The 21,153-nt window shown below is 43.2% G+C and carries 22 protein-coding genes; 10 read left to right on the forward strand and 12 right to left on the reverse strand.

The annotated features are described in order from the left end of the window. Positions 1 to 24 precede the first annotated feature (24 nt). The 4 genes from I595_RS07330 to I595_RS07340 are packed head-to-tail and all read right to left on the reverse strand — an operon-like array spanning position 25 to position 2,827. Positions 25 to 495 carry a cupin domain-containing protein gene (locus tag I595_RS07330; RefSeq protein WP_054558788.1) on the reverse strand — a complete coding sequence of 157 codons (471 nt, stop codon included), beginning with the start codon at positions 493 to 495 and terminating at the stop codon, positions 25 to 27. Beyond that, positions 496 to 630 (reverse strand): hypothetical protein, encoded by a 135-nt coding sequence (locus tag I595_RS17720; protein ID WP_262485530.1) that lies wholly within the window; start codon positions 628 to 630, stop codon positions 496 to 498. It abuts the gene before it with no gap. 12 nt (positions 631 to 642) lie between these two features. Then, a complete protein-coding gene (locus tag I595_RS07335; RefSeq protein WP_054558789.1) occupies positions 643 to 1,101 on the reverse strand; it encodes an ASCH domain-containing protein in 459 nt (152 codons plus the stop codon). A gap of 16 nt (positions 1,102 to 1,117) precedes the next feature. After that, a complete protein-coding gene (locus I595_RS07340) occupies positions 1,118 to 2,827 on the reverse strand; it encodes a GMC oxidoreductase (RefSeq protein ID WP_083467522.1) in 1,710 nt (569 codons plus the stop codon). 136 nt (positions 2,828 to 2,963) lie between these two features. On the opposite strand from I595_RS07340, the gene I595_RS07345 reads away from it, so the two are divergent. The 7 genes from I595_RS07345 to nadD are packed head-to-tail and all read left to right on the forward strand — an operon-like array spanning position 2,964 to position 7,995. After that, entirely contained in the window at positions 2,964 to 4,016 is a 1,053-nt protein-coding gene (locus tag I595_RS07345) for a sugar phosphate isomerase/epimerase family protein (protein WP_054558791.1), read from the forward strand. 13 nt (positions 4,017 to 4,029) lie between these two features. Further along, the gene (locus tag I595_RS07350; RefSeq protein ID WP_054559096.1) at positions 4,030 to 4,770 is read left to right on the forward strand and encodes a 3-keto-disaccharide hydrolase; all 741 of its coding nucleotides are present in this window, start codon (positions 4,030 to 4,032) and stop codon (positions 4,768 to 4,770) included. Positions 4,771 to 4,772: 2 nt separating this feature from the next. Then, positions 4,773 to 5,579 (forward strand): 3-keto-disaccharide hydrolase, encoded by an 807-nt coding sequence (locus I595_RS07355; RefSeq protein WP_083467523.1) that lies wholly within the window; start codon positions 4,773 to 4,775, stop codon positions 5,577 to 5,579. After that, positions 5,579 to 5,932 carry an SdpI family protein gene (locus I595_RS17725; protein WP_054558792.1) on the forward strand — a complete coding sequence of 118 codons (354 nt, stop codon included), beginning with the start codon at positions 5,579 to 5,581 and terminating at the stop codon, positions 5,930 to 5,932. The genes I595_RS07355 and I595_RS17725 overlap by 1 nt, the downstream gene beginning before the upstream one ends. Positions 5,933 to 5,963: 31 nt before the next feature. Then, positions 5,964 to 6,821 (forward strand): YicC/YloC family endoribonuclease, encoded by an 858-nt coding sequence (locus tag I595_RS07365; RefSeq protein ID WP_054558793.1) that lies wholly within the window; start codon positions 5,964 to 5,966, stop codon positions 6,819 to 6,821. Continuing rightward, positions 6,818 to 7,408 carry a guanylate kinase gene (gmk, locus tag I595_RS07370; protein ID WP_054558794.1) on the forward strand — a complete coding sequence of 197 codons (591 nt, stop codon included), beginning with the start codon at positions 6,818 to 6,820 and terminating at the stop codon, positions 7,406 to 7,408. The genes I595_RS07365 and gmk overlap by 4 nt, the downstream gene beginning before the upstream one ends. 2 nt (positions 7,409 to 7,410) lie before the next feature. After that, positions 7,411 to 7,995 carry a nicotinate (nicotinamide) nucleotide adenylyltransferase gene (nadD, locus tag I595_RS07375; RefSeq protein ID WP_054558795.1) on the forward strand — a complete coding sequence of 195 codons (585 nt, stop codon included), beginning with the start codon at positions 7,411 to 7,413 and terminating at the stop codon, positions 7,993 to 7,995. Positions 7,996 to 8,004: 9 nt separating this feature from the next. Here the strand turns inward: nadD and I595_RS07380 are convergent, their stop codons facing one another. From I595_RS07380 to yiaA, 3 genes are all read right to left on the reverse strand, one after another. Next, positions 8,005 to 8,574: a GDYXXLXY domain-containing protein gene (locus I595_RS07380; protein WP_083467524.1), complete on the reverse strand. Its 570-nt coding sequence runs from the start codon at positions 8,572 to 8,574 to the stop codon at positions 8,005 to 8,007. Beyond that, positions 8,567 to 9,865 carry a DUF2157 domain-containing protein gene (locus I595_RS07385; RefSeq protein ID WP_054558797.1) on the reverse strand — a complete coding sequence of 433 codons (1,299 nt, stop codon included), beginning with the start codon at positions 9,863 to 9,865 and terminating at the stop codon, positions 8,567 to 8,569. The genes I595_RS07380 and I595_RS07385 overlap by 8 nt, the downstream gene beginning before the upstream one ends. A 144-nt stretch (positions 9,866 to 10,009) precedes the next feature. Then, entirely contained in the window at positions 10,010 to 10,483 is a 474-nt protein-coding gene (yiaA, locus tag I595_RS07390) for an inner membrane protein YiaA (protein ID WP_083467525.1), read from the reverse strand. 150 nt (positions 10,484 to 10,633) lie between these two features. On the opposite strand from yiaA, the gene I595_RS07395 reads away from it, so the two are divergent. After that, complete coding sequence (locus tag I595_RS07395; protein WP_054558798.1) at positions 10,634 to 12,103, forward strand: hypothetical protein; 1,470 nt, start codon at positions 10,634 to 10,636, stop codon at positions 12,101 to 12,103. A 100-nt stretch (positions 12,104 to 12,203) separates the two neighbouring features. Here the strand turns inward: I595_RS07395 and I595_RS07400 are convergent, their stop codons facing one another. The 3 genes from I595_RS07400 to I595_RS07410 are packed head-to-tail and all read right to left on the reverse strand — an operon-like array spanning position 12,204 to position 16,309. After that, entirely contained in the window at positions 12,204 to 13,319 is a 1,116-nt protein-coding gene (locus I595_RS07400) for a glycoside hydrolase family 130 protein (RefSeq protein ID WP_083467526.1), read from the reverse strand. Positions 13,320 to 13,321: 2 nt separating this feature from the next. Further along, the gene (locus tag I595_RS07405; protein ID WP_054558799.1) at positions 13,322 to 14,029 is read right to left on the reverse strand and encodes a DUF6503 family protein; all 708 of its coding nucleotides are present in this window, start codon (positions 14,027 to 14,029) and stop codon (positions 13,322 to 13,324) included. Between the two features lie 3 nt (positions 14,030 to 14,032). Continuing rightward, positions 14,033 to 16,309, reverse strand: a complete 2,277-nt coding sequence (locus tag I595_RS07410) for an inorganic phosphate transporter (RefSeq protein WP_054558800.1) — start codon at positions 16,307 to 16,309, stop codon at positions 14,033 to 14,035. Between the two features lie 145 nt (positions 16,310 to 16,454). On the opposite strand from I595_RS07410, the gene dgt reads away from it, so the two are divergent. After that, positions 16,455 to 17,813 (forward strand): dGTP triphosphohydrolase, encoded by a 1,359-nt coding sequence (dgt, locus tag I595_RS07415; RefSeq protein ID WP_054559100.1) that lies wholly within the window; start codon positions 16,455 to 16,457, stop codon positions 17,811 to 17,813. Positions 17,814 to 17,817: 4 nt separating this feature from the next. On the opposite strand, the gene I595_RS07420 is transcribed toward dgt, so the two are convergent. After that, entirely contained in the window at positions 17,818 to 18,888 is a 1,071-nt protein-coding gene (locus I595_RS07420) for a DUF3078 domain-containing protein (RefSeq protein WP_316934161.1), read from the reverse strand. Then, positions 18,872 to 20,638 carry a 1-deoxy-D-xylulose-5-phosphate synthase gene (locus I595_RS07425; RefSeq protein WP_054558801.1) on the reverse strand — a complete coding sequence of 589 codons (1,767 nt, stop codon included), beginning with the start codon at positions 20,636 to 20,638 and terminating at the stop codon, positions 18,872 to 18,874. Before I595_RS07425 ends, I595_RS07420 begins: the two co-directional genes overlap by 17 nt. 205 nt (positions 20,639 to 20,843) lie before the next feature. Between I595_RS07425 and I595_RS07430 the strand changes: the two genes are divergently transcribed. Then, positions 20,844 to 21,125, forward strand: a complete 282-nt coding sequence (locus I595_RS07430; RefSeq protein WP_054558802.1) for a response regulator transcription factor — start codon at positions 20,844 to 20,846, stop codon at positions 21,123 to 21,125. The last annotated feature ends 28 nt before the right edge of the window (positions 21,126 to 21,153 follow it).

A 21,153-nucleotide genomic window follows, 5' to 3' on the forward strand; every position in this document is an offset into this window, starting at 1 on the left:
TGGCTAGGCCTTTTATGATACATCTTAATGACCAAGTTGTTGGGCCACGTTATCGTAATAGGTATGGGTTACCATCTCAGTCCATACCGTTGGGGTTTCACCGCTATAAAGGGCAATATAGGTTACATCACTGTTTTTGGTGGAAGAATGCCAGCGTTCGGTTTCTTTTTTACATCTTACCACATCGCCGGCCTTTAGGATAACAGGCTCTTTTCCCCTTTCTTGATAATAACCTTCTCCTGCTACGTATATGAGGACTTGTGCGGACCCATGTTTGTGCCAATCCAAGGTGGCATTGGCCTTAAAAGTGGCTTTGGTGATATGGATATCTAGCTCACTGTCCGCCTCAACCAAGCGGTTTAACCAAGCCTCACCAATATAATGGGTGTTAGGTGCCTTAAAGCCCTCTTCTAGGTAAGAAGAGACTTCGTACAATTTTTGGGCGGAAACCATTAGGGGTAAAACCAATAGGATAACGATGGGTTGAATTTTCATCTATAGTTGTTTTAGTACAGAAAGTAATGGTAAGGTATGCTTTTTCATCACATAAGGAATCGTTCCCAACTTATTAAACAATGCATCCAGCTGTGGTTGCCTGTTGGTACGGCTCAATACTAGGGCATAGTCCATATGCGCCTAAAGTTAGAATACCTTCTGGAACCTTTCAAAAACAACGATCATACTTTCTAGGGGCCTCCTATTGAATTCTGCCAGTTCTCGCGTATAATAGTCCCAGTGGACTTTTTTCCAATAGGCTAGGCTCTTATCACCCTCTCCCTCTAAACGGGCGTGTTCCTCATGGATGGAAAAGTAAGGAAGCATTTTCACCGAGGTGGTCCTAACAAGGCACTTGGCGTTGCCATCCCAATCCGTGACCACAAAAAAATCGCCAATTTTAGGAAGTATTTCACCTCTTAATTGCAAGCCTAAAAGGGAATGGGAGGTCGCTTTTTTTATGTCATTGACGGTAAGTTCTGCAAGTAAGTTGGCATCCTTTTCATTATCCCCAAAATATCCAACTTCTGGGGTCTTTTCAGTTGCAAATTCTGGGTGTTTGTCCAAAAAATCTCCCCAAAGCTTTTTTGCAGAGCTATTATCCATGTGGTTATCTTTTTTATTAAGCGAATTTACCTAATTTGAATTGTTCTGCCGCATGGTTGGCAGCTCTGGCCGTAAACGCCATATAGGTCAAGGAAGGATTGACACAACTTGCCGAGGTCATAAAAGCACCATCCGTTACATACACATTGGGTACATCATGTAGTTGATTGTTTTTATTGACCACCGATGTTCTTGGGTTCCAGCCCATACGTGCCCCGCCCATTTCGTGAATGCCTAGGCCGGGGCCTGTTTCGGTGTCATACGCCTGGACGTTCTTAAAACCTGCTGCCTTTAGCATGGCAACGGCCTCTTCTTTGATGGCCTCGCGCATCTGCAGTTCGTTTTCTTTGAATTCCACATTAAAATCCAATTGTGGAAGTCCCCATTGGTCTTTTTTGTCCCTGCTTAAAGTAACCCTATTGTCATGGTAGGGTAACATCTCACCAAAACCGGTCATCCCAATTTGCCAGCCACCGGGTTCCAACATGGCTTTTTTATAAGCGGCGCCATAGCCCAGTTCTGCAACCATTTCCCCCCAGTTCTCCCTGCTTGCACCGCCCTGATACCCAAAGCCCCTTAAGAACCCATCACGTTTGGTTTTTTGGTCCAGATTGGCAAACCGTGGAATATAAAATCCGTTTGGCCTACGGCCTTTGTAGTACTTGTCCAAATGGCCGTCAATCTTTGCAGAGGCTCCCAATTGGTAGTGGTGGTCCATAATGTTGCGTCCCAATTCATCATAATTATTGCCCATTCCATTTGGGAAACTTGGAGATTTTGATTGTAACAAGACCCCTACGGATGCCATTGCAGAGGCACATAAGAAAACAATTTTACCTTTGAACTCTAGTTTTTCCCCAGTAGCTGCATCTATTACTTTTACACCGCTCGCGTGTTTAGTGGTTTGGTCGTAAACTACTTCATGGACAATGGAGTTGGCCCTTAAGGTCATATTCCCTGTTCGTTCCGCGGCGGGAAGGGTTGAGGAATTACTGCTAAAATAGCCACCAAAAGGGCAGCCCCGCCAGCAGCGGTTGCGGTACTGGCATGGTCCACGACCTTCAAAATCAATGGTGTTTTCCGTAATGTGGGCAACGCGGCCAATGGTCAGTAACCTCCCGTCATCAAACGTACTGCGCAGGATTTTTTGTAGGTCTTGCTCCACACAATTAAGTTCCATGGGCGCTAAAAACTGCCCGTCTGGCAAGTGGGGCAAGCCTAATTTTTCTCCACTCACCCCTATGTAAGATTCTACTTTATCGTACCAAGGTGCAATATCTTGGTACCTCACGGGCCAATCTACCGCAACATCCTCTTTAAGGTTGGCCTCAAAATCAATATCGCTCCACCGGTAACTTTGTCTTCCCCAGGTAAGTGACCTGCCCCCGACTTGATACCCACGAATCCAGTCAAAACGCTTGGTTTCTTGGTACGGATGTTCCAAATCGTTCACAAAAAAGTGTTTGGTGGCATCCGTTGGGGCCCAACCGACCCTTTTTTGTTTATGGTATTTTTTTTGGTCCTCTTCAGATAATTTGTTGCGAAAAGGCAAGTCCCATGTATCCTTGTTCATGGTTTTATAGTCTTCCACATGCTTTACCATGGGACCACGTTCCAAAACCAAGGTCTTTAAGCCATTTTCACAAAGTTCTTTGGCTGCCCAGCCTCCTGTAATTCCCGTGCCAACCACTATGGCATCATAAACTGTTGTTTGATTCACATTCATCATTTTCATTATCGGCTAAATCCCTATATTTATGATTTCTCAGATGTTATCTTGAAAAATTAGGAATATAGTTTTTAAATATAGACGATTCTCCTAAAATGCTAAGGAAAAAATCGTTTTAAAAATCCAAATTACAATGAAGACAATTAAAGGACCTGCAGTTTTTTTGGCGCAGTTCGTAGATAGTAAAGCGCCCTTTAATACCTTGGAAGGGATGTGCCAATGGGCATCCGATTTAGGATATAAGGGTATACAGATTCCTACTTGGGAATCTTTTTTGATCGACCTTGACAAAGCGGCAGAAAGCCAAGATTATTGTGATGAACTCAAGGGCAAAATAAATTCCTATGGATTGGAAATTACTGAGCTCTCTACCCATCTTCAAGGGCAGTTGGTCGCGGTGCACCCTGCATACGACATTATGTTCGATAATTTTGCTCCCGATGCCTTAAAAGGAAATCCAAAAGAGCGCACCGCCTGGGCCGTGGAAACGGTTAAAAAAGCCGCAACGGCCAGTCGTAGACTAGGGATTAAGGCCCACGCAACTTTTTCAGGGGCATTGCTTTGGCATACCATGCACCCCTGGCCCCAACGCCCCGCAGGTTTGGTAGAAATGGGCTTTGAAGAGTTGGCCAAACGCTGGATGCCCATCCTCAACCATTTTGATGAAGAAGGGGTAGATGTCTGTTATGAAATACATCCAGGGGAAGACCTTCATGATGGGGATACGTTTGAGCGTTTTTTAGAAGCGACAGGAAACCACAAAAGGGTGAACATTTTATATGACCCCAGCCACTTTGTGTTGCAGCAATTGGATTATATCACTTACATAGACCATTATCACGAATTCATCAAATCATTTCATGTAAAGGATTCTGAGTTTAATCCAACAGGAAAAAAAGGGGCTTTTGGAGGTTATAATGATTGGGGCAACAGGGCTGGTAGGTACCGTTCCCTGGGCGATGGACAAATTGATTTTAAAACTATTTTCTCCAAGCTTACCCAATATGGATGTGACGTTTGGGCCGTGATGGAATGGGAATGTTGTATTAAAAGTCCGGAACAAGGTGCCCGGGAGGGAGCAAGATTTATTCAGGACCATATCATTGAAGCCACGCAAAAGACCTTTGACGATTTTGCTGGAGCCGAAATTGATAAGGAGGAGTTAAAACGAATTTTAGGATTATAGAATGCAGTTAAATATGAAAAAATTAATCATTTTAGCGTTGGTTACCTGTGCCCTTGGTTGTAAGCAAAAAGACCAAAAAGCGGAGGCAGGGGAGGCAAAAAAAGAACCGGTAATGGAAACGCTGCCCAAGGACTGGGTCACCCTTTTTGATGGCACTTCCTTTGACGGTTGGCATGAGTATTTGGCCCAAGGCGTTTCTGAACATTGGAAGTTGGAAGACGGTGCCATGGTGTTTTATCCGCCGGCTGAAAGACATGGTAAAAGCTTTAATCTGGTAACGGATAAGGAATATACCAATTTTGTACTCTCCCTAGAGTGGAAGGTTAGCGAAGCAAGTAATAGTGGGATTTTCTGGGGAGTTTTTGAAGATGCAAAGTATGGGCAGCCCTATGAAACGGGTCCGGAAATACAGGTATTGGACAATATAGCCCATCCTGATGCCAAGGCCGGAACAACACACCAAGCAGGGGCCTTGTACGATATGATAGCTCCTAGCAAGGAGGTAGTTAAACCTGTTGGGCAGTGGAACCTTTGCATTATTACTATCGATCATGAAAGAAACATTGGCAGTGTTCGCCTTAATGGGCAAAATATTGTTGAATTTCCCGTTCATGGTGAGGAGTGGGATGCCATGGTGGCCAAATCTAAATTTGCAGATTGGGAAGGTTTTGGCAAATACCAAACGGGAAAAATTGGCTTGCAAGACCACGGAGACGTGGTGGCCTACAGAAATATTAAAATAAAAGAGCTATAAGGATGAGGCAGTACCTTCTTTGTTTTTTAGTATGTGCGGCGATAGGATGCCAAGAAAGCACCAAGAACATGCCCAACGGCCAAAATGCCGCTAAATCTTCACAAAATGATGTGATAGACCAAGGGGTAGAGCCTACGGAGCCGGAACAAACAGAAATTTATGAACCTGTTCCCCCAAAAGTGGACCTTGGTGAACATGGTGTGCCCAGTGATGCCATAGTCTTGTTCAATGGTTCAGATTTTTCGGAATGGGTTCATGTAGCGGATAGCGCTGCCGTAAAATGGCTTTTGAACGCAGATGGGAGCATGACGGTAAAGGACAAGACTGGCAGCATACAGACCAAACGTAATTTTGGTAGCGTGCAACTTCACCTAGAGTGGAAATCTCCAGGAGATATCCAGGGGGATGGACAGAACAGGGCCAATAGTGGCGTTTTTCTGCAAAACAGGTATGAAGTACAAATCTTGGACAATAATGATAACAACACGTATACCAATGGACAGGTAGCTTCTATTTATAAGCAATCCGTGCCCTTGGCCATGGCCTCCAGACCCAGTGGGCAATGGAATGCTTATGACATCATCTTTCACGCTCCAGAGTTCAATGAGGTAGGTGAACGTACAAAAGCGGGAACCATTACGGTCTTGCACAATGGGGTACTGGTACAGGACCATTATGAGCTAAAGGGCACTACCGAATATATCGGCTGGCCCAAAAATGTGGCCCATGGCAAGGCTCCCATTCAGCTTCAGGACCATAAAGACAACAGCCGCGTAAGCTACCGGAATATTTGGGTCCGGGAACTATAATGGACTGGGAGCTGTTTTTTGGAACCCTGCTTACCCCACTTTTGCTCTTGGGGTTTGGATGGTACTGGAAAATAAATCCACCTAAAAAAATTAACCATTTATATGGGTACAGGACCCGGCGGAGTATGGCCAACCAACAGATTTGGGACCACGCCAACCGTATTGGGGCCAAAATGTTGCTCTGGCTTGGTTGGGTGACATTGGCCATTAGCGTGCTACTGTTTTTACTGGTGCCAACCTACGCGATACTGATCGCCACTTTTATTTTGCTCATCGGGATAGGTATGGGTATGTACTGGTGCGAGACCCAACTCAACCGACATTATGATCGCAACGGCAACCCAAAACCTTGATTTAACTACCTTTGCCAAAATTTTGAGTAATATGATCCAATCCATGACGGGCTATGGCAAACATGTGTTACAACTGCCATCAAAAAAGATTACCATTGAACTAAAATCCCTCAACAGCAAAAATTTAGATCTTAATGCCCGTATTCCCCAGAGCTATCGGGAAAAAGAGCTTGAGCTTAGAAAAAAAATCGCGGCCGTCCTCCTAAGGGGCAAAGTGGATTTTTCCCTTAATTTGGAAATTACAGGACAAGATACCACGGTGGAGGTAAATGCCGGAGTGGTCAAAAAATACATGTCCCAACTGCGGGAGATTGCAAGCGGTGACGAAACTAAGTTGTTGGAGATGGCGCTGCGTATGCCAGACACCTTAAAGACGGACAAGGATGACATTGACCCGGAGGAATATAGGGCGATAGAAACCGCATTGGAAGAAGCCTTAAAAGCCATCAGTGCCTTTAGAACAGAGGAGGGCAAGGTGTTGGAGGTAGATTTTAACCAACGTTTATCCAGCTTGGAAAGCTTATTGGAGAGTGTTAAGGTCATGGATCAGGAACGCTTGGAAACCATCCGTGAACGGTTGGAAAAGGCTGTGGCCGATTTAAAGGTAGAGCTGGATGAAAACCGCTTTGAGCAGGAGCTGATATACTATTTGGAGAAGTATGATATTACCGAGGAGAAGGTACGTCTGGCCAATCATTTGGATTATTTTAGAACCACCATGAACTCAGCCGATTCCAACGGAAAAAAATTAGGGTTTATCTCACAGGAAATCGGAAGGGAAATCAATACCATAGGATCCAAGGCCAATTATGCGCCCATGCAACAACTGGTGGTACAGATGAAGGATGAACTGGAAAAGATCAAAGAACAAATGCTCAATGTGTTATGACAACTGCTGGTAAGCTACTTATTTTCTCGGCGCCATCGGGAAGCGGTAAAACAACGATAGTAAGGCACCTTTTGGCGAAACCAGAGCTTAATTTGGCATTTTCGGTATCTGCAACCTCAAGACCAAGAAGGGGCAAGGAAAAAAATGGGGAACATTACTATTTTATGTCCATCTCCCAGTTTAAGCAGCATATCAAAAACGATGATTTTTTAGAGTGGGAAGAGGTTTATCGGGATAATTTTTATGGTACCCTAAAAAGCGAGGTAGAGCGCCTCTGGGCAGAAGGTAAACATGTGATTTTTGATATTGATGTCGCCGGTGGGTTACGCATCAAAAAGAAATTCCCAAAACAGACCTTGGCCGTTTTTGTAAAACCACCTAGCGTGGATGAACTTAAGATTCGGCTTAAAAAAAGAAGCACGGAAAGTGACGATAAAATCAATATGCGTATCGCTAAAGCCTCTGTAGAGCTGGCAACGGCACCACAGTTTGATGTTATTATCAAAAATTACGACCTTGAGGTTGCCTTGAGGGAAGCCTATGCTTTGGTGGCAGATTTTGTGGAAGCACCCAAAAATAATGGCTAGGGATGAAAAAAGTGGGATTGTATTTTGGCACCTTTAACCCCATTCATGTAGGGCATTTGGCCATTGCCAACCACATGGTGGAGTTTTCTGACCTGGATGAGGTATGGCTGGTGATTACTCCCCAAAGCCCTTTTAAGCAAAAGAAAAGCCTGTTGGATAACCATCATCGGTATCAAATGGTGTTTGAGGCTACGGCAGATTACCCAAGATTAAAGCCCAGTAAAATAGAGTTTAACCTTCCACAGCCCAACTACACGATTAACACCTTGGTACATTTGGAAGAGCAATACCCAAAAGGATTTGCCTTTTCCTTGCTGATGGGTGAGGATAACCTAAAAAGCTTTCACAAGTGGAAGAATTACGGGGTTATTTTAGAGCGATATGATATGTACGTATACCCAAGAATTTCTAAAGGAACCGTGGAGCACCAATTTCAAGGGCATCTTAAAATACACAAGGTAAACGCCCCTATCATGGAAATTTCATCCACCTTTATCAGAAAACAGCACGCTCTTGGTAAGAATGTGCGTCCGCTCTTGCCAGCTCCTGTCTGGAATTATATGGATGAGATGAATTTTTACAGGTAGCAATTATTCCTAGTGCTTTTCTTTTTGGTATGCCTCTACGTACTTCTTTAGGTCCATTCCATCTATAAACACATTGTCCAACACGCCAATGCCGTCTTTGAGGTAAACCAGTCCATAACAGTTTTTAAGGCTGTCCCGTTGTGCCCTCATTACAGAGATTTCAGCGTCATAAGCCTTATTTTCGTTCATGTAGAACCGGTTAAAAGGCAGTTCAAAATATATCGTACAATTATAAATATAATTGCTTTGTGCAATAATGTAATCTTCAGGGATGTCCAAAGGTGTTTTACTTACCGTTTTTACCTGTGCAAAACCAGCCTCATTTTGGAAGAGATAGACATACACCATCCCAGAATAGTTTTCCCAGCCGTTTTCGTTGGTCTTAAAGGAATTGGCCTCATAGTTTAAGGTGATGTATTTGCCCCTAAAAGGATCATTAGGGTCAATGGGCCGCGTCTTAAACTTGTAGGGCACTCCAGTTTTTAAGGTGTTTTCTTGCCGGAATATCATCCTAGCTGGAACAAATAACTGTAGGCAAAAAACCAAGACTATTAAGGTTGTGGGCGCAGTTTTATACATTATCTTCTTTTTTTGGATTTAAGGTAAGTTTGTTGCGTTGTTGCTTTTTAAGCAATAAGAAATTAGTGAAAAAGAACCCCATGCCAATGGCAATAAATAGGGTGCCACGTAGGATAAAGTCAATATTTGTATCAAAAAATCGACATATTATAATGGTGCTAATAATTAATAAACCATAGTTTAAAATGGCGTAGTTAGCTTTGTTAATTCCTTTGTATACAGTCTTTAGGCCTATGGCGGCCACCAAAATATTGGTCAGAATCATTTGAAGCACATCTCCTAGGATTGCGGTTAGGTATAGCACTCCAATAATTAAAAAGGCATATTGTAAAAGTTGGTAGCGTTGGGCATAGTGGTTACGTAAGTTGTATGCCAAGATTCCCAAAGCCGTTGTATGTATTACAAGGGTGATGATGATGGTTTGGCCATGTTCCGTTTCAAGTTTTGCTTCTTTCCAATACCATTCAAACGTCATCAAAATTAGCAGAAGAACAGTGCCTAAAGAGCCAAGGGCGGCATAACCGTTTCTTCTTAATTTTTGTTTTTTAAAGTGTGGCAATTGACCAATATTATAAAACAACCCAAATAAGCCTAAGTACAGTAGTATGGAGAGACCGGTTTCTTTGGCAAATGCTCCTAAAACAAGGGTGAGGCTTAACGGAAGTAGCCAGTTGAGCACCCCAATGAGGTGAGCTTGTCCCCCTTTTTTCAGGGAGTTGATGTAAAATGGGACCATCCATGCCAGGAACACCCAATACCACCATGGACTTATCCCTTTAAAATCGTAGCCAATTTCACAGGCATAATATGTGCTTAGGACAAGATGAAAAATCACCGCTGCATTGGAACGGAACAGATACATCACCGGGGCTGTGACAAAAATCCAGACCAGTAAAAAGTCGCTTATATCACCTGGAATATGATATATCTGGCTTACAAGGGAAATGGTGGCACCTACGGACAATAGAAGGAAAATGGAGGATGATTCCTTCCAAGTGTTCCCCTTGTTCTTTATGGTAGCGTAGGCGCATAGCGCTTGCCCAAGGAGCAAGGGCATAAAAGCCAAAACACATTTTAAGGTCTTGCCCATCCCGTCCCAATTGTGGGCTATGATCAAAATAATGCCCAGCCCACTTAGTAATGCGCCTAAAACACCAAAAACGGTAAACAACCTGTTGGGCTTTTCGGCATGTTTGGCCGTGTAGTAGGCTTCAATGTCATTGGCCGTGGCTTGCTGGATAACGGAGGCGTCTACAAGTTCGTTAAGCTGCCTTTTAAGATGTTGGTTCATGCTTGTAATTTAGGTGATGCTTTAGCGGGGTTGTTTGGAAATGATGATAACAACCGTATCACATCCTGCCAATGGGTATCTGTTGCACCATGGCAACAGATACCCTTAGGGCAAGAAGATAGGTGTTGGTATGCCCATAGGCACCTAGGCATCACTTTCTTTGGCTTCCAAGAATTTAACATCCCGGGTATTTTTTTGAACCGCTACCGCGGCAAAGAGGCTTAAGGTATAGGACATGGCATAGAACCCTTTTTCACTCAGTTCCATGTCTGCATTCCACAGGCCAATGGTCAATAAAAGTACGGATGCAATGGTGGTGAACCAGCTGATGCCATAGTAGGTATCCGTAACGGGAAGCCCTTCTTGCCGGTCCCGGACACTCTTTTGTACGGAAACTACCGAGAACAAGCCAAATAGCAACAAGGTAAAATAGTACCCTTTTTCATTGAGCCACATATCGGCGTTCCACAGGCCAACGCAATAGGAAACCATGCCTATCAAAAGGGCGGTCCAAGATGCTGAGATAAACGCAGCGGTAGGTTTTAGGCCGTTCTCCCCTTTGCTATCTTTTTTAGTTAAAATCGTTTTCTCTTTTTCTGAAAATGATTGATTTTCCATAATACTCGATTTTGAATTATGGAGCAAAGATGTGGGTGCCTCGTCAGTTCAGCAAAACAATTTCCATTAAAAACTAATGATTAAAATCAAAAAAAATATAATTAAACAATTGTATATTAGATTTTTATATTATAAATATATAATGATTAAATGTTAGAGATTACCACGATATACAACGCTCTTTCCAATACCGAGAGAAAAGAGTTCGAATCTTTTTTGGCATCACGTAATAGAAGGAGTGACGTGAAGAACCTACGTTTTCTAAAGTTGTTGGCTGCAGGAAGGACAAAGGAAATTTCCACCAGACTCTATGGGAAACCTTCTACTGCAGCCTTTCATGCCCTGTGTAAACGTATTTATGATGCCCTAATCGATTTTGTGGCCAGCAAAAGCTTTGCCGAAGAGACACAGGGCGAATTGGAGGTGTTAAAATTGTTATTGGCGAGCCGTTTGTTCCTAGAGCAAAAATTGTACAAGACCGCGTTTAAAACCCTGTCCAAGGCCGAGGAGAAAGGATTGTTGTTAGACAATTATTCCATTCTAAATGAAATTTACCTCACGCAAATACAACATGCCCATTTGAACACCAAATGGGTATTGGCCGATATCATTAGAAAGTACGAAAGCAATCAGTTAAAAGCACAGGTGGATGTGCGTTTGGGCATGGCCTACGCGGAAATAAAGGCAACATTGGGAAAGACCAATACAAACTCGGTGCAAGAACTAGTGAACAGCGCCTTTGAACGCTATCAGGTTAAAGTATCAAAGGACCTTAATTTTAAATCGTTACAGCAGCTTTTTGAGATTACGGCCACCACGGCCAAGTTGCAACAAGATTTTTACTCGGTAGGGCCTTTTATGCAGTCGTTGTTTGCCATGGTAAAGCAGAAAGGACCGGTAAAAGAGAAGCATCGGTTTAATTATTTGAATATCCTATATTTTATGGCGGTCACGGCCTTTAGAAACAAAAGGTTCAGAGAGTCGGAAGGATATTTGGCAGACATGCAAGAAAACCTGTCACTTGGAAAGAAATCATACCATGATGTATTTTCAGAAAAAATGTTGGAATTAACAGCCCTCAACCAGTTGTACCAGGGTGGTTTGGATAGGGCTGTCCATTTGCTTAAAGAGGCTACAAGGCCAAAACTCAATAGGCTACTTTTGTTGAGCATGTGTTTTTTTCTACAGGAAGATTTTGCAAATGGTTACAAGGTGATGACATCCTTTCAACATTCTGATGGCTGGTACCTTAAAAAGGCAGGTTGGATATGGGTGTTAAAAAAGAATCTCATTGAAATTTTGCTCTTAATGGAGCTGGATAAACCTGATATGGTCATACAACGGCTAGATCGTTTTTTTAGAAACTTTCGTAAACCGCTTTTAGAATTGGGCGAACAGCGCGTTTTGGTATTTATGGATTTGGCCCAAGAAATTTATGAGCATCCAAAAAAGGCCACTACACCAATTTTTATGGACAAAGTAGAACGTTCCTTTACATGGTTGGGGCGCGATCGCGAAGACATTTTTGTAATGACCTTTTACGCATGGCTCAAAGCAAAAATGGAAAATAAGGCGCTTTATGAGGTAGTGCTGGATTTGGTTAACATTGAAGACCAATAACCTTCCACAGCCAAGAATCCCATTTTACTACTGCGAAAAATAGTAAGCTCATGGTTTAGTGCCAATATGATAGGATACACACCAAATCACCGGGTAAAACCTAGTTTTTGGTAGGTTGCCAACTTACTTTGCACACCATACTATCTGCAGTGCCGTAGTAGAGGTGCCACTGGCCTTTAAAGAATACCAAACCCTCTAAAAAAGTAGTTCCATCTGCGTACTGTCCAGATTTTTCAAAAGGTAGCTCAGGCTTTATGAACGGCACATCTGTCCTATCCAACAGTTTCCATGGCTTGCGCTTGTCAAAAAGGGCTTGGCCCCCTGTATAAACACGGTTTCCCAAATTTTGTACCCCTACATTTTTACTGTTGCCCGCATTGTACAGTACAACGATGCCGTCCTCTGTAAGTACTGGCGGGGGTCCCGCTTCTACAAGCCAAGAATCAAAATAGCCTGTTCTAGGACTTAGAACTGGGGCAAGCTTGCCCTCATGGGTTTCCAAAGGCGTCCAATCAATGAGATTTGTAGAACTTGCCAGCCAGATATGCGGCACGCCAAAGTACATCCAGTACTTACCATTGATTTTGGCGGCCACTAATTTTCCGTCCATCAATCTGGTTACGATGGCACCAGATTTGGTTTCTTGGTTGTGATATTTACCTTGGCCATACTCCTCAAAGACGGGTCCGTGTTTGTCCCAATCCTTTAGATTTTTTGAAGTAGCAATGGCCAAGCGGGGAAATTCCCTATTCCATTGGGTGTACGTAAGCACGTAAGTGCCGTCTTCTGTTTCCACAATTCTGGGATCTTCCGTCCCTCCAGGCCATTCGTATTTTTTTTGTGCATCGTTATCTGGATAAAAAATTGGGACGTTTTGTCTTATGTAATTTACTGCGTCTGCGCTTACGGCAAGGCCAATACGGGAACGATGTCCACCAATCTCTTTATCGCCCAATTTTTCCTCAGCACGGTAAAACAGATAAATACTATCATTTTTAACCATGGCAGCGGGGTTAAAGGCGGCCATTGACTCCCAGTGCGCCAAAGCTCCAGTAACGGGGTCTTTGAACACGGAAGCCGCATTTTTTGAAATAATGGGCATTGCATCGGCATCCCTTAGAAAAGGGCCGAGCATCCAAGGTTTTTCATTGGTCTGTGAAAATAGGTTGGCCAATGAAAAACAAAAAATGGCATACATCAAAGGGTGTTTTGCCATGTTTATTTATTTAGGATATCCGTACCAAGATAAGCATCATCTTTATTATAGTACCATGCCCTTGTTTTTGGCATTTTAATTCCGTTGATGGTTTCCAGACCGCTCAGAAGAATGTATTCACCGTCATTCTTGGATTCATCATGAAAAAATTGATATGCCTCCATGGCAAAGGTGTTGGGGTCAAAGTAAAAATACCAGATATCCTTACCTACTTCTGGGTCATAGGTCACTTTTAACCGCAGATATGCCTTGCCCTTAAATTTTGTTAAGGCCACTACTGGGTCTATGTGCGTACCGGGGTCCTTTAATTTCATCGGTAGGCCAAATAAATAGCTGTAATAGTCTTTGTACATGGCCGCACGCTCGCAGCTCAATCTATATTTTTTTGAGTTTTCCTCAGAAATATTCTTGGTTCCATTAAGTGAAATTTCGCAGGAATCCTTGGCTAATGTAAAGCGATATGTAGCGTTGTCCTGTTGTACTTCCAATGAAAAAAACCTGGCAGGAAAGTTAAGTTGGATGTTGCTTTGCCTCCGGGTCTTATCGGCATATTCCATGGTCACCTTAAAACTACCAATAAAATCTTGCCAATTAGCTTTGGGGTCATGGTATTCTATGGTTTTTTTCAACAGTTCCTCTGCTGTGAGCTGTTGTGCCCCGGCAACGGTAAGGCTGAGCACAAACAGAAAAAGTGAGCCAAATTTCACCATGTTTTACGGTTTATTTATGGTAGCAGGTGTTACGGAACTATCATGCTCCGTATAATAAAGCTCCAATAAGTTCATGGCCGCTTTGATCAAATCTTTGCTTTCGGTAAGAATGGAAAAATAAAGGGTGGTGTTTTTGGGACTGGACTCCTCGGTTCTGGTACGGGCCACCTGTTTTTCAATTTTCCCATCTACCAATTCAAAATAAGAATTTTTGGTAGACAACATACTGCCAATACGCTCAAAAGACCTGTTTTCAAAAGTCTGGGCGGTATCGTTCAATAATTCAGAAATGTGGTTGTCCAAATCCTTGAGTTCCTTGATCTGGTTGTATTTTAACTTTCTATGGTTGTTGTTCACGTGCTTATGTCCTACCCGTGAAATATATTCCAAGGATTGATTCAAATCTTGGAGGTTGCCCAAAAGGGAAATGTAAAAGTTACTGGCCCCTCCTACACTATTGTCGTCCAAGTTTTTGATGAAGTAGAAAATATTGTTCTTTAGGTCTTCAATTTCATTGGATATTTTATTGACCTGCTTTTTGTTCTTTTTAAGCGCTTCCACATCGTGCTTTGCCAAACCATTGATGGTGGCCGTATAATGGGATTTGGTCCTTTTGATCATGTTGGCAATAGTGTCCGCACTTTCTTCTATTACCCCTTGGATGGAGCTGCTCTGGGCGCGTCTCAAGCTATCTTCTGCCTTGATCACCTTGGTCTTTTTATTGTGGGCCATGTAGTTTCTGAGCAACAGCATGGCCGCCACTAAAAGCAGTAAGACCAGGGCAATGAAGCCACCCAAATGCAAGAGGTAGGCAATGATTGCCGCAGCGGTAAAGGCACTAAAGGCCGTAAAAAACCAGCCCCCAATAACGTTAAGCACCCCTGCAACGCGGTAAACGGCACTCTCTGCGCCCCAAGCCCTATCAGCCAAGGAGGTTCCCATGGCCACCATAAAGGTGACATAGGTAGTGGACAAGGGTAATTTCATAGACGTGGCAACGGAGATGAGTACACTGGCCACCATCAGGTTAACGGCTGCCCGCACCAAATCAAAAGCCGGCATATCCTGCACCTTGTTTTTGGGGATATACGTGTAGGGCACCTCAAACTGTTGGTCAATTTTAGCTTTTAAGGCGGGTGGTACAATAGCTGAAAAATTATCGAATGTAGCTGCGCTGAACTTTACAATTTGGCGGGAAAGAAAGTTTGGCTGAAAACGTTCGTCGCCTTCATCTTGCCTGGCCAAATCCACACTGGTTTTTACCACGCTTTTGGCCTTGGAGGAAAACCAAAGTGTAATGACCATAATACCCCCAGAAATTAACAATAAGAGGGTTGGGGTTTGTACCGCTGCCGATAGCCCTTGCATATTAAACTCCATTGCCGCTACCCCGGAACCTTGCCAGTCTTGGTAAGATTGCATTGCGGCTATGGGAACCCCTATAAAATTGACCAAGTCATTGCCTGCAAAGGCCATGGCCAACGCAAATGTTCCCAAAATAATCACGACCGTATAAATGTTCCAGCGAAGAAAGGTAGCCGCCAACCAAGATATGACGGTCCAAGCGGCCAGGTTGCCCAACAAAAAGAGTTCTGTGGAGTTGTAGATAAAGTTCAAAATGGCGGCATCAAGAATGGCAGCACTTTTTAGGCCCTTTACCAAGATAAAATAAATGATTGCCGTGATGGCCACACCGCCAAAAACCGCTTCTATATACTTTGGTTTGTTGTTGAATTTAAAGGAGATAAGTACTCTGGATATAAATTGGACCAAGGCCCCAATGGTAAACGCAATAAAAACGGACAGTAAAATCCCAATAATGATTTCAGTGGCCTTTTCCGTGTTGATATAGTTTGCCAAATCTGAAAAACTACCCTCCAAACCAACTATCTTAACCAAGGAAATGGCAACTGCAGCCCCTAAAAGTTCAAACACAATGGATACCGTGGTAGAGGTGGGCATGCCAAGGGTGTTGAAGAAATCCAACAGTAAGATATCCGTAATCATGACCGCCATAAAAATGATCATGATCTCAGCAAACACAAATTCGGAAGGATTAAAAATTCCTTTTCTGGCAACCTCCATCATGCCGCTGGAAGACAGCGCCCCAAAAGCAATGCCCAAACTGGCCACGACCATCACCGTTCTAAAGGAAATGGCCTTGGAACCAATGGCAGAATTCAAAAAATTAACGGCATCATTGCTGACACCTACCACTAAATCCGTGATTGCCAAAACGGAAAGGGCAACCACCATAAAAATGTAAATATTCTCACCCATGTGTGTTTGATGAAGGTATGCAAAAATGCTGCTATAATTTACATTCAAGGTTAAAATAACGTTACGAATTTACATCTGCTTTTGGCTTGCCCATGGGATTGCAGTGAAAATAAAACCCTAGTTTTACGGTCTTAAAATGGTAAACATGAACTGGCAACAACTCCTTTCCTTAAAACGTTTTGGCGATACCCAGCCAAGACTGCGAAAATTACAGGATGAGACCCGACTCGGTTTTGAAGTGGACTATGACCGTATTATTTTCTCCTCTGCCTTTAGAAGTTTGCAAGATAAGACGCAGGTGGTGCCCATGCCCATTACCGTTGGCTCCAGCCGTGAGTTTGTCCACACCCGTTTAACGCATAGTTTGGAGGTTTCCGTGGTAGGGAGAAGTCTGGGGCGTATTGCGGGAAAAAAGATTTTAGGGATGCATCCGGAATTGGAAACGGATTTAGGCTATAAATTCAATGATTTTGGAGCTATTGTTGCCGCCGCCTCTTTGGCGCATGATATTGGTAATCCGCCTTTTGGGCATAGTGGTGAAAAGGCTATTGGAGCCTTTTTTGAGTCGGGGAACGGGGCCAAATATCAAACTGAAATGACCGAAAAACAATTTCGGGACCTTGTGGATTTTGAAGGGAACGCCAATGGGCTTAAATTATTGACCGAATCCAGAAATGGGGTAGAAGGAGGGCTGCGCCTAAGCTATGCCACCTTAGGTGCTTTTATGAAATACCCCAAGGAGTCACTTCCCTTAAAACCTTCGACTCATATTTCGGATAAAAAGTTTGGTTTTTTCCAGTCTGATGTTGGTATTTTTAAGGATTTGGTCCAGGAGTTAGGGCTGCTGCAAAAACAAAGCGCCGACAGCCTACGGTACCATAGGCATCCGTTGACCTATTTGGTGGAGGCTGCAGATGATATTTGTTATACCATTATTGACTTTGAGGATGGCATTAACCTTGGGCTAATTTCTGAGGATTATGCACTTGAGTATTTTATTAAGTTGGTGAAAGACCGAATTAACACCAAAAAATACAACCAATTGGAAACCATGCGGGACCGGTTGAGCTATTTAAGGGCTTTGGCCATTAATACCTTGATCAACGATGCCATTAGGGTTTTTGAAGAAAATGAGAACAACATACTTTCGGGAAATTTTGAGGTTGCCCTGTTGGACAAAAGCAGGTATGAGGCGCAAATCAATGACATTATCGGGTTGAGCGTTTCCAATATTTACCAATCCAATGAGGTGTTGGAGAAAGAGTTGGCGGGCTATAAAATTATTGCAGAAATCCTAGAGGTGGTCACTAGTGCGCTTATGCACCAGAAAAATGGAATGGCCACCAGTTATGATGCCCTTATATTGAAAACCCTGCCCAAGGAATACTGCAACGGAGGGTCTAGCACCTATAGGACCTTGTTAAATGCCGCTTGTTATGTGGCAAGTTTGTCTGATAGTGCCGCTGTGCATTTGCATCAAACTATCATGGGAAGAAAACTGTAGGCATTTAAAAGCTATAACCAAAACCAATACCTAGTATTTGTTTAAACTGCAAGCGCGGTTCACCTTCGTCAACTACGGTGCCATCATCTGCGACCACTTCATCAAACTTAATGTCATCATCATATATCAAATGTGTTCCAATATTGGCTTCCACATTTTTGTTGACCTTAAAGGTGAATTGAAGTTCCCAGTCCAAATCTATATTGCCAAAACTTCGTAGGTAATCCGTATATAAACTGATACGGTGGTTCATTTGAATGTTTTTTGCCACTTGGGTATCCCAGGAATTGGTTACCAAAAACCCTAGTTCAATAAAAGTACGCTTCCCTTTTTCCACCCCAAAAGCTCCCTGTTCGGATAAGGCATCATCCAAAACAAACGTCGCTTTTTGTGTGAAAGGCGAGATGTACAGATTAAATTTTTTGTCTTCTGGTATAAAGGAGGTACCCGCTCCCATAAACAGATAGCCAGGGGCCATAAACCGCGAAATTGGGTTTTCCCGGTTTGGATATTTAAATCCGTTGGAAAATTGGGTGTTGAACTTAAACTTGGCAGAGTAGTACCAATTGGATAGCGTATCCCTGCGGTACCCAAATGTGGAGGCCAAGCGAATAAGGTCTTCGGTCTTACGGAGTTCACGTCCTTCTTGGGCATTGATACCGTACCTAAGCCGTAGCTCGTTTTCCCAACTGATATATCTAAACTTGTAATTTCTGGCAAAACGCACATTGGCCAGGGCGGAAACTGAATTTTCCCCACCAGCGTTCCAGTTAACAAAGGCTACTTCGTTAACATTAAGGCCAAATCTGTTCTCTTTTTCCCAAAATGAAATTGGTGTAAATCTTTTGGGACGTTCTAGCAGAGGTTTTGTGTTTTTAAAGGAAATCCTTGGCCGTCGCAGTTTTACCCCCCTTGGAATAAAGGTGATTTTTTCTTGTGTCCAGCGGATGACAATGGTGTCTGGCGCGGCAGTTTGTGCAGCCAGGGAATCCGTAACCCCTGCTTGCCCAGAAAGCCCCCCCGAAAGGAAAAGGGTAAAAACAAAAAATACGATGTTTCTATAAAATCGATTCAAGATAGGTTGTGATTGCTTGCCGATGTAAACCGCAAATATCATACAATTCTTCTACACTGCCATGCTCTATAAACTCATCCTTTATGGCAAATACCTTTATGCTACCGGTATAGCCCTGCCTGTTGGCGTAGGAGGTGACAGTACTGCCAAAACCGCCCAATTCACAACCATCTTCCAGCGTAATAATATGGTCATAGGTACTAAATACAGTCTCTAGCAATTGGGTGTCCAAGGGTTTTAAAAACCGCATATCATAATGTCCAAAAGCTTCTGAATTTTCAATGGTTCCCAGGAATTCTGCGATGCCGTTACCAATATGGCCCAGGGTTAGAAAAGCCACCCTATTTCCTATATTGAGGGTTCTTCCCTTGCCAAATTTGATGCTCTTAAACGGGGCTTTCCAGTCCAAGTGTACCCCATGTCCACGTGGATAGCGAATGGCCAAAGGACCAGAAATTCCCAACTGTGCGGTGTACATGATATTCCTAAGTTCCATTTCATTCATCGGTGAAAAAATGGTCATGTTTGGGATGCAGTTCAAATATGCCAAATCAAAAACTCCATGATGGGTAGGCCCATCTTGGCCAACAAGTCCCGCTCTGTCCAGGCAAAAAACCACTGGTAGGTTTTGTAAGGCCACATCATGAATCACCTGGTCATAGGCGCGCTGTAAAAAAGTGGAATAGACATTGCAGAACGGTATCAGACCTTGGGTAGCCATGCCGGCTGCCAAGGTTACGGCATGCTGTTCTGCTATCCCTACGTCAAAGGCCCTATCGGGGATGGCTTCCATCATAAACTTTAAGGAGCTCCCAGTGGGCATGGCCGGGGTAATGCCAACAATACGCTCATTTTTGTGGGCGAGCTCTACCAGCGTATGGCCAAAAACATCTTGGTATTTAGGCGGCTGTTCTGTTGCGTTTTTTTTAAGCCTTTGGCCGGTTTTTACATCAAATTTACCTGGGGCGTGGTAGGCGACCTGGTCCTCTTCTGCCTGTTGCAATCCTTTTCCTTTTTTGGTGATGATGTGCAGTAATTTTGGTCCTTGTATATTTTTAAGCCGTCTAAGCTCGCTTAAAAGCTTATCCAAATCGTGTCCATCCATGGGACCCGAGTAATATAGGTTAAGGCATTCAAAGATATTCTCATCTTTTGCGGTACCTTTTTTTACGTTGGTCAAGTATTTTTTTAACGCGCCCACACTGGGGTCTATGCCAATGGCATTGTCATTGAGAACAACCAACACGTTGGCCTTGGTGACCCCTAGATGGTTAAGTCCTTCAAAGGCCATTCCGCTAGCAATGGAAGCATCTCCAATAACGGCGATGTGCTGTCTTGTAACCTCTCCTTGAAGTTGCGCTGCGATGGCCATCCCCAAAATAGCGGAGATAGAGGTAGAACTATGGCCCGTCCCAAAATCGTCATAGATGCTTTCACTGCGTTTGGGAAAGCCGCTAATACCGCCCAATTGTCTATTGCTATCAAAAATATCTTTCCGGCCGGTTAAGATTTTATGTCCGTAGGCTTGGTGGCCAACGTCCCAAATAAGTTTGTCCTTGGGGGCATCAAACACGTAATGCAAAGCAACCGTAAGTTCTACCACACCTAAACTAGCGCCAAGGTGCCCTTCTTTCACCGCAACAATATGGATGATGAATTCACGCAGTTCCTGGCATAGCTTTCGCAATTGTAATGCGGACAGTTGCTTTACATCCTTGGGGCTATTTATTTGGGACAGTATGGACTCCATACGTCAAAATTAGGCAAAATGGCCATGTAGTTTGCTGGGAATGGTGCAAGAGTATACCCTGCGCTAAAAAAACCATATCGCATTTCACGTTATTTCTAGTGTATTTCACGACATATTTTTTTAAAACCACTGATAATCAGCGATGTTTGGACCATAAACATTTTTGGTTAAGGCGCCTTTACCATTTACAAATCAAAACTAAATCATGGTAGAATCAATGAACATTTGTCCAGTGATGGCGATACAAATTACAGCGAATTTAAATATGCTTTGGAAAGATGCCAACCTAGTGGAAGTCCAAAAAAATGAATTTACGGGTAGGGAGTTGGAAATTATTCAACTTATTGCCAAAGGTCTAAATAGTTATGAAATTGCAGATAGGCTTTACATCTCCAAACATACCGTAGATACCCATAGAAAGAACATTTATCGCAAGGGCCGGTTCAGGGGGGTACGGGAAGTTATTCTTTTTTCTTTAATGATTTAGATACGTGCTTCTTACAATCTTTTTAAAT

It is taken from the genome of Croceitalea dokdonensis DOKDO 023, assembly GCF_001306415.1.
GTDB classification, from domain to species: Bacteria; Bacteroidota; Bacteroidia; order Flavobacteriales; family Flavobacteriaceae; genus Croceitalea; species Croceitalea dokdonensis.

What these genes read in the sequence shown, in the direction of transcription:
- I595_RS07330 (WP_054558788.1), bottom strand. Translation starts at nt 495, where the DNA reads ATGAAAATTCAACCCATCGTTATCCTATTGGTTTTACCCCTAATGGTT.
- I595_RS17720 (WP_262485530.1), bottom strand. Translation starts at nt 630, where the DNA reads ATGGACTATGCCCTAGTATTGAGCCGTACCAACAGGCAACCACAGCTG.
- I595_RS07335 (WP_054558789.1), bottom strand. Translation starts at nt 1,101, where the DNA reads ATGGATAATAGCTCTGCAAAAAAGCTTTGGGGAGATTTTTTGGACAAA.
- I595_RS07340 (WP_083467522.1), bottom strand. Translation starts at nt 2,827, where the DNA reads ATGAATGTGAATCAAACAACAGTTTATGATGCCATAGTGGTTGGCACG.
- I595_RS07345 (WP_054558791.1), top strand. Translation starts at nt 2,964, where the DNA reads ATGAAGACAATTAAAGGACCTGCAGTTTTTTTGGCGCAGTTCGTAGAT.
- I595_RS07350 (WP_054559096.1), top strand. Translation starts at nt 4,030, where the DNA reads ATGAAAAAATTAATCATTTTAGCGTTGGTTACCTGTGCCCTTGGTTGT.
- I595_RS07355 (WP_083467523.1), top strand. Translation starts at nt 4,773, where the DNA reads ATGAGGCAGTACCTTCTTTGTTTTTTAGTATGTGCGGCGATAGGATGC.
- I595_RS17725 (WP_054558792.1), top strand. Translation starts at nt 5,579, where the DNA reads ATGGACTGGGAGCTGTTTTTTGGAACCCTGCTTACCCCACTTTTGCTC.
- I595_RS07365 (WP_054558793.1), top strand. Translation starts at nt 5,964, where the DNA reads ATGATCCAATCCATGACGGGCTATGGCAAACATGTGTTACAACTGCCA.
- gmk (WP_054558794.1), top strand. Translation starts at nt 6,818, where the DNA reads ATGACAACTGCTGGTAAGCTACTTATTTTCTCGGCGCCATCGGGAAGC.
- nadD (WP_054558795.1), top strand. Translation starts at nt 7,411, where the DNA reads ATGAAAAAAGTGGGATTGTATTTTGGCACCTTTAACCCCATTCATGTA.
- I595_RS07380 (WP_083467524.1), bottom strand. Translation starts at nt 8,574, where the DNA reads ATGTATAAAACTGCGCCCACAACCTTAATAGTCTTGGTTTTTTGCCTA.
- I595_RS07385 (WP_054558797.1), bottom strand. Translation starts at nt 9,865, where the DNA reads ATGAACCAACATCTTAAAAGGCAGCTTAACGAACTTGTAGACGCCTCC.
- yiaA (WP_083467525.1), bottom strand. Translation starts at nt 10,483, where the DNA reads ATGGAAAATCAATCATTTTCAGAAAAAGAGAAAACGATTTTAACTAAA.
- I595_RS07395 (WP_054558798.1), top strand. Translation starts at nt 10,634, where the DNA reads ATGTTAGAGATTACCACGATATACAACGCTCTTTCCAATACCGAGAGA.
- I595_RS07400 (WP_083467526.1), bottom strand. Translation starts at nt 13,319, where the DNA reads ATGGCAAAACACCCTTTGATGTATGCCATTTTTTGTTTTTCATTGGCC.
- I595_RS07405 (WP_054558799.1), bottom strand. Translation starts at nt 14,029, where the DNA reads ATGGTGAAATTTGGCTCACTTTTTCTGTTTGTGCTCAGCCTTACCGTT.
- I595_RS07410 (WP_054558800.1), bottom strand. Translation starts at nt 16,309, where the DNA reads ATGGGTGAGAATATTTACATTTTTATGGTGGTTGCCCTTTCCGTTTTG.
- dgt (WP_054559100.1), top strand. Translation starts at nt 16,455, where the DNA reads ATGAACTGGCAACAACTCCTTTCCTTAAAACGTTTTGGCGATACCCAG.
- I595_RS07425 (WP_054558801.1), bottom strand. Translation starts at nt 20,638, where the DNA reads ATGGAGTCCATACTGTCCCAAATAAATAGCCCCAAGGATGTAAAGCAA.
- I595_RS07430 (WP_054558802.1), top strand. Translation starts at nt 20,844, where the DNA reads ATGGTAGAATCAATGAACATTTGTCCAGTGATGGCGATACAAATTACA.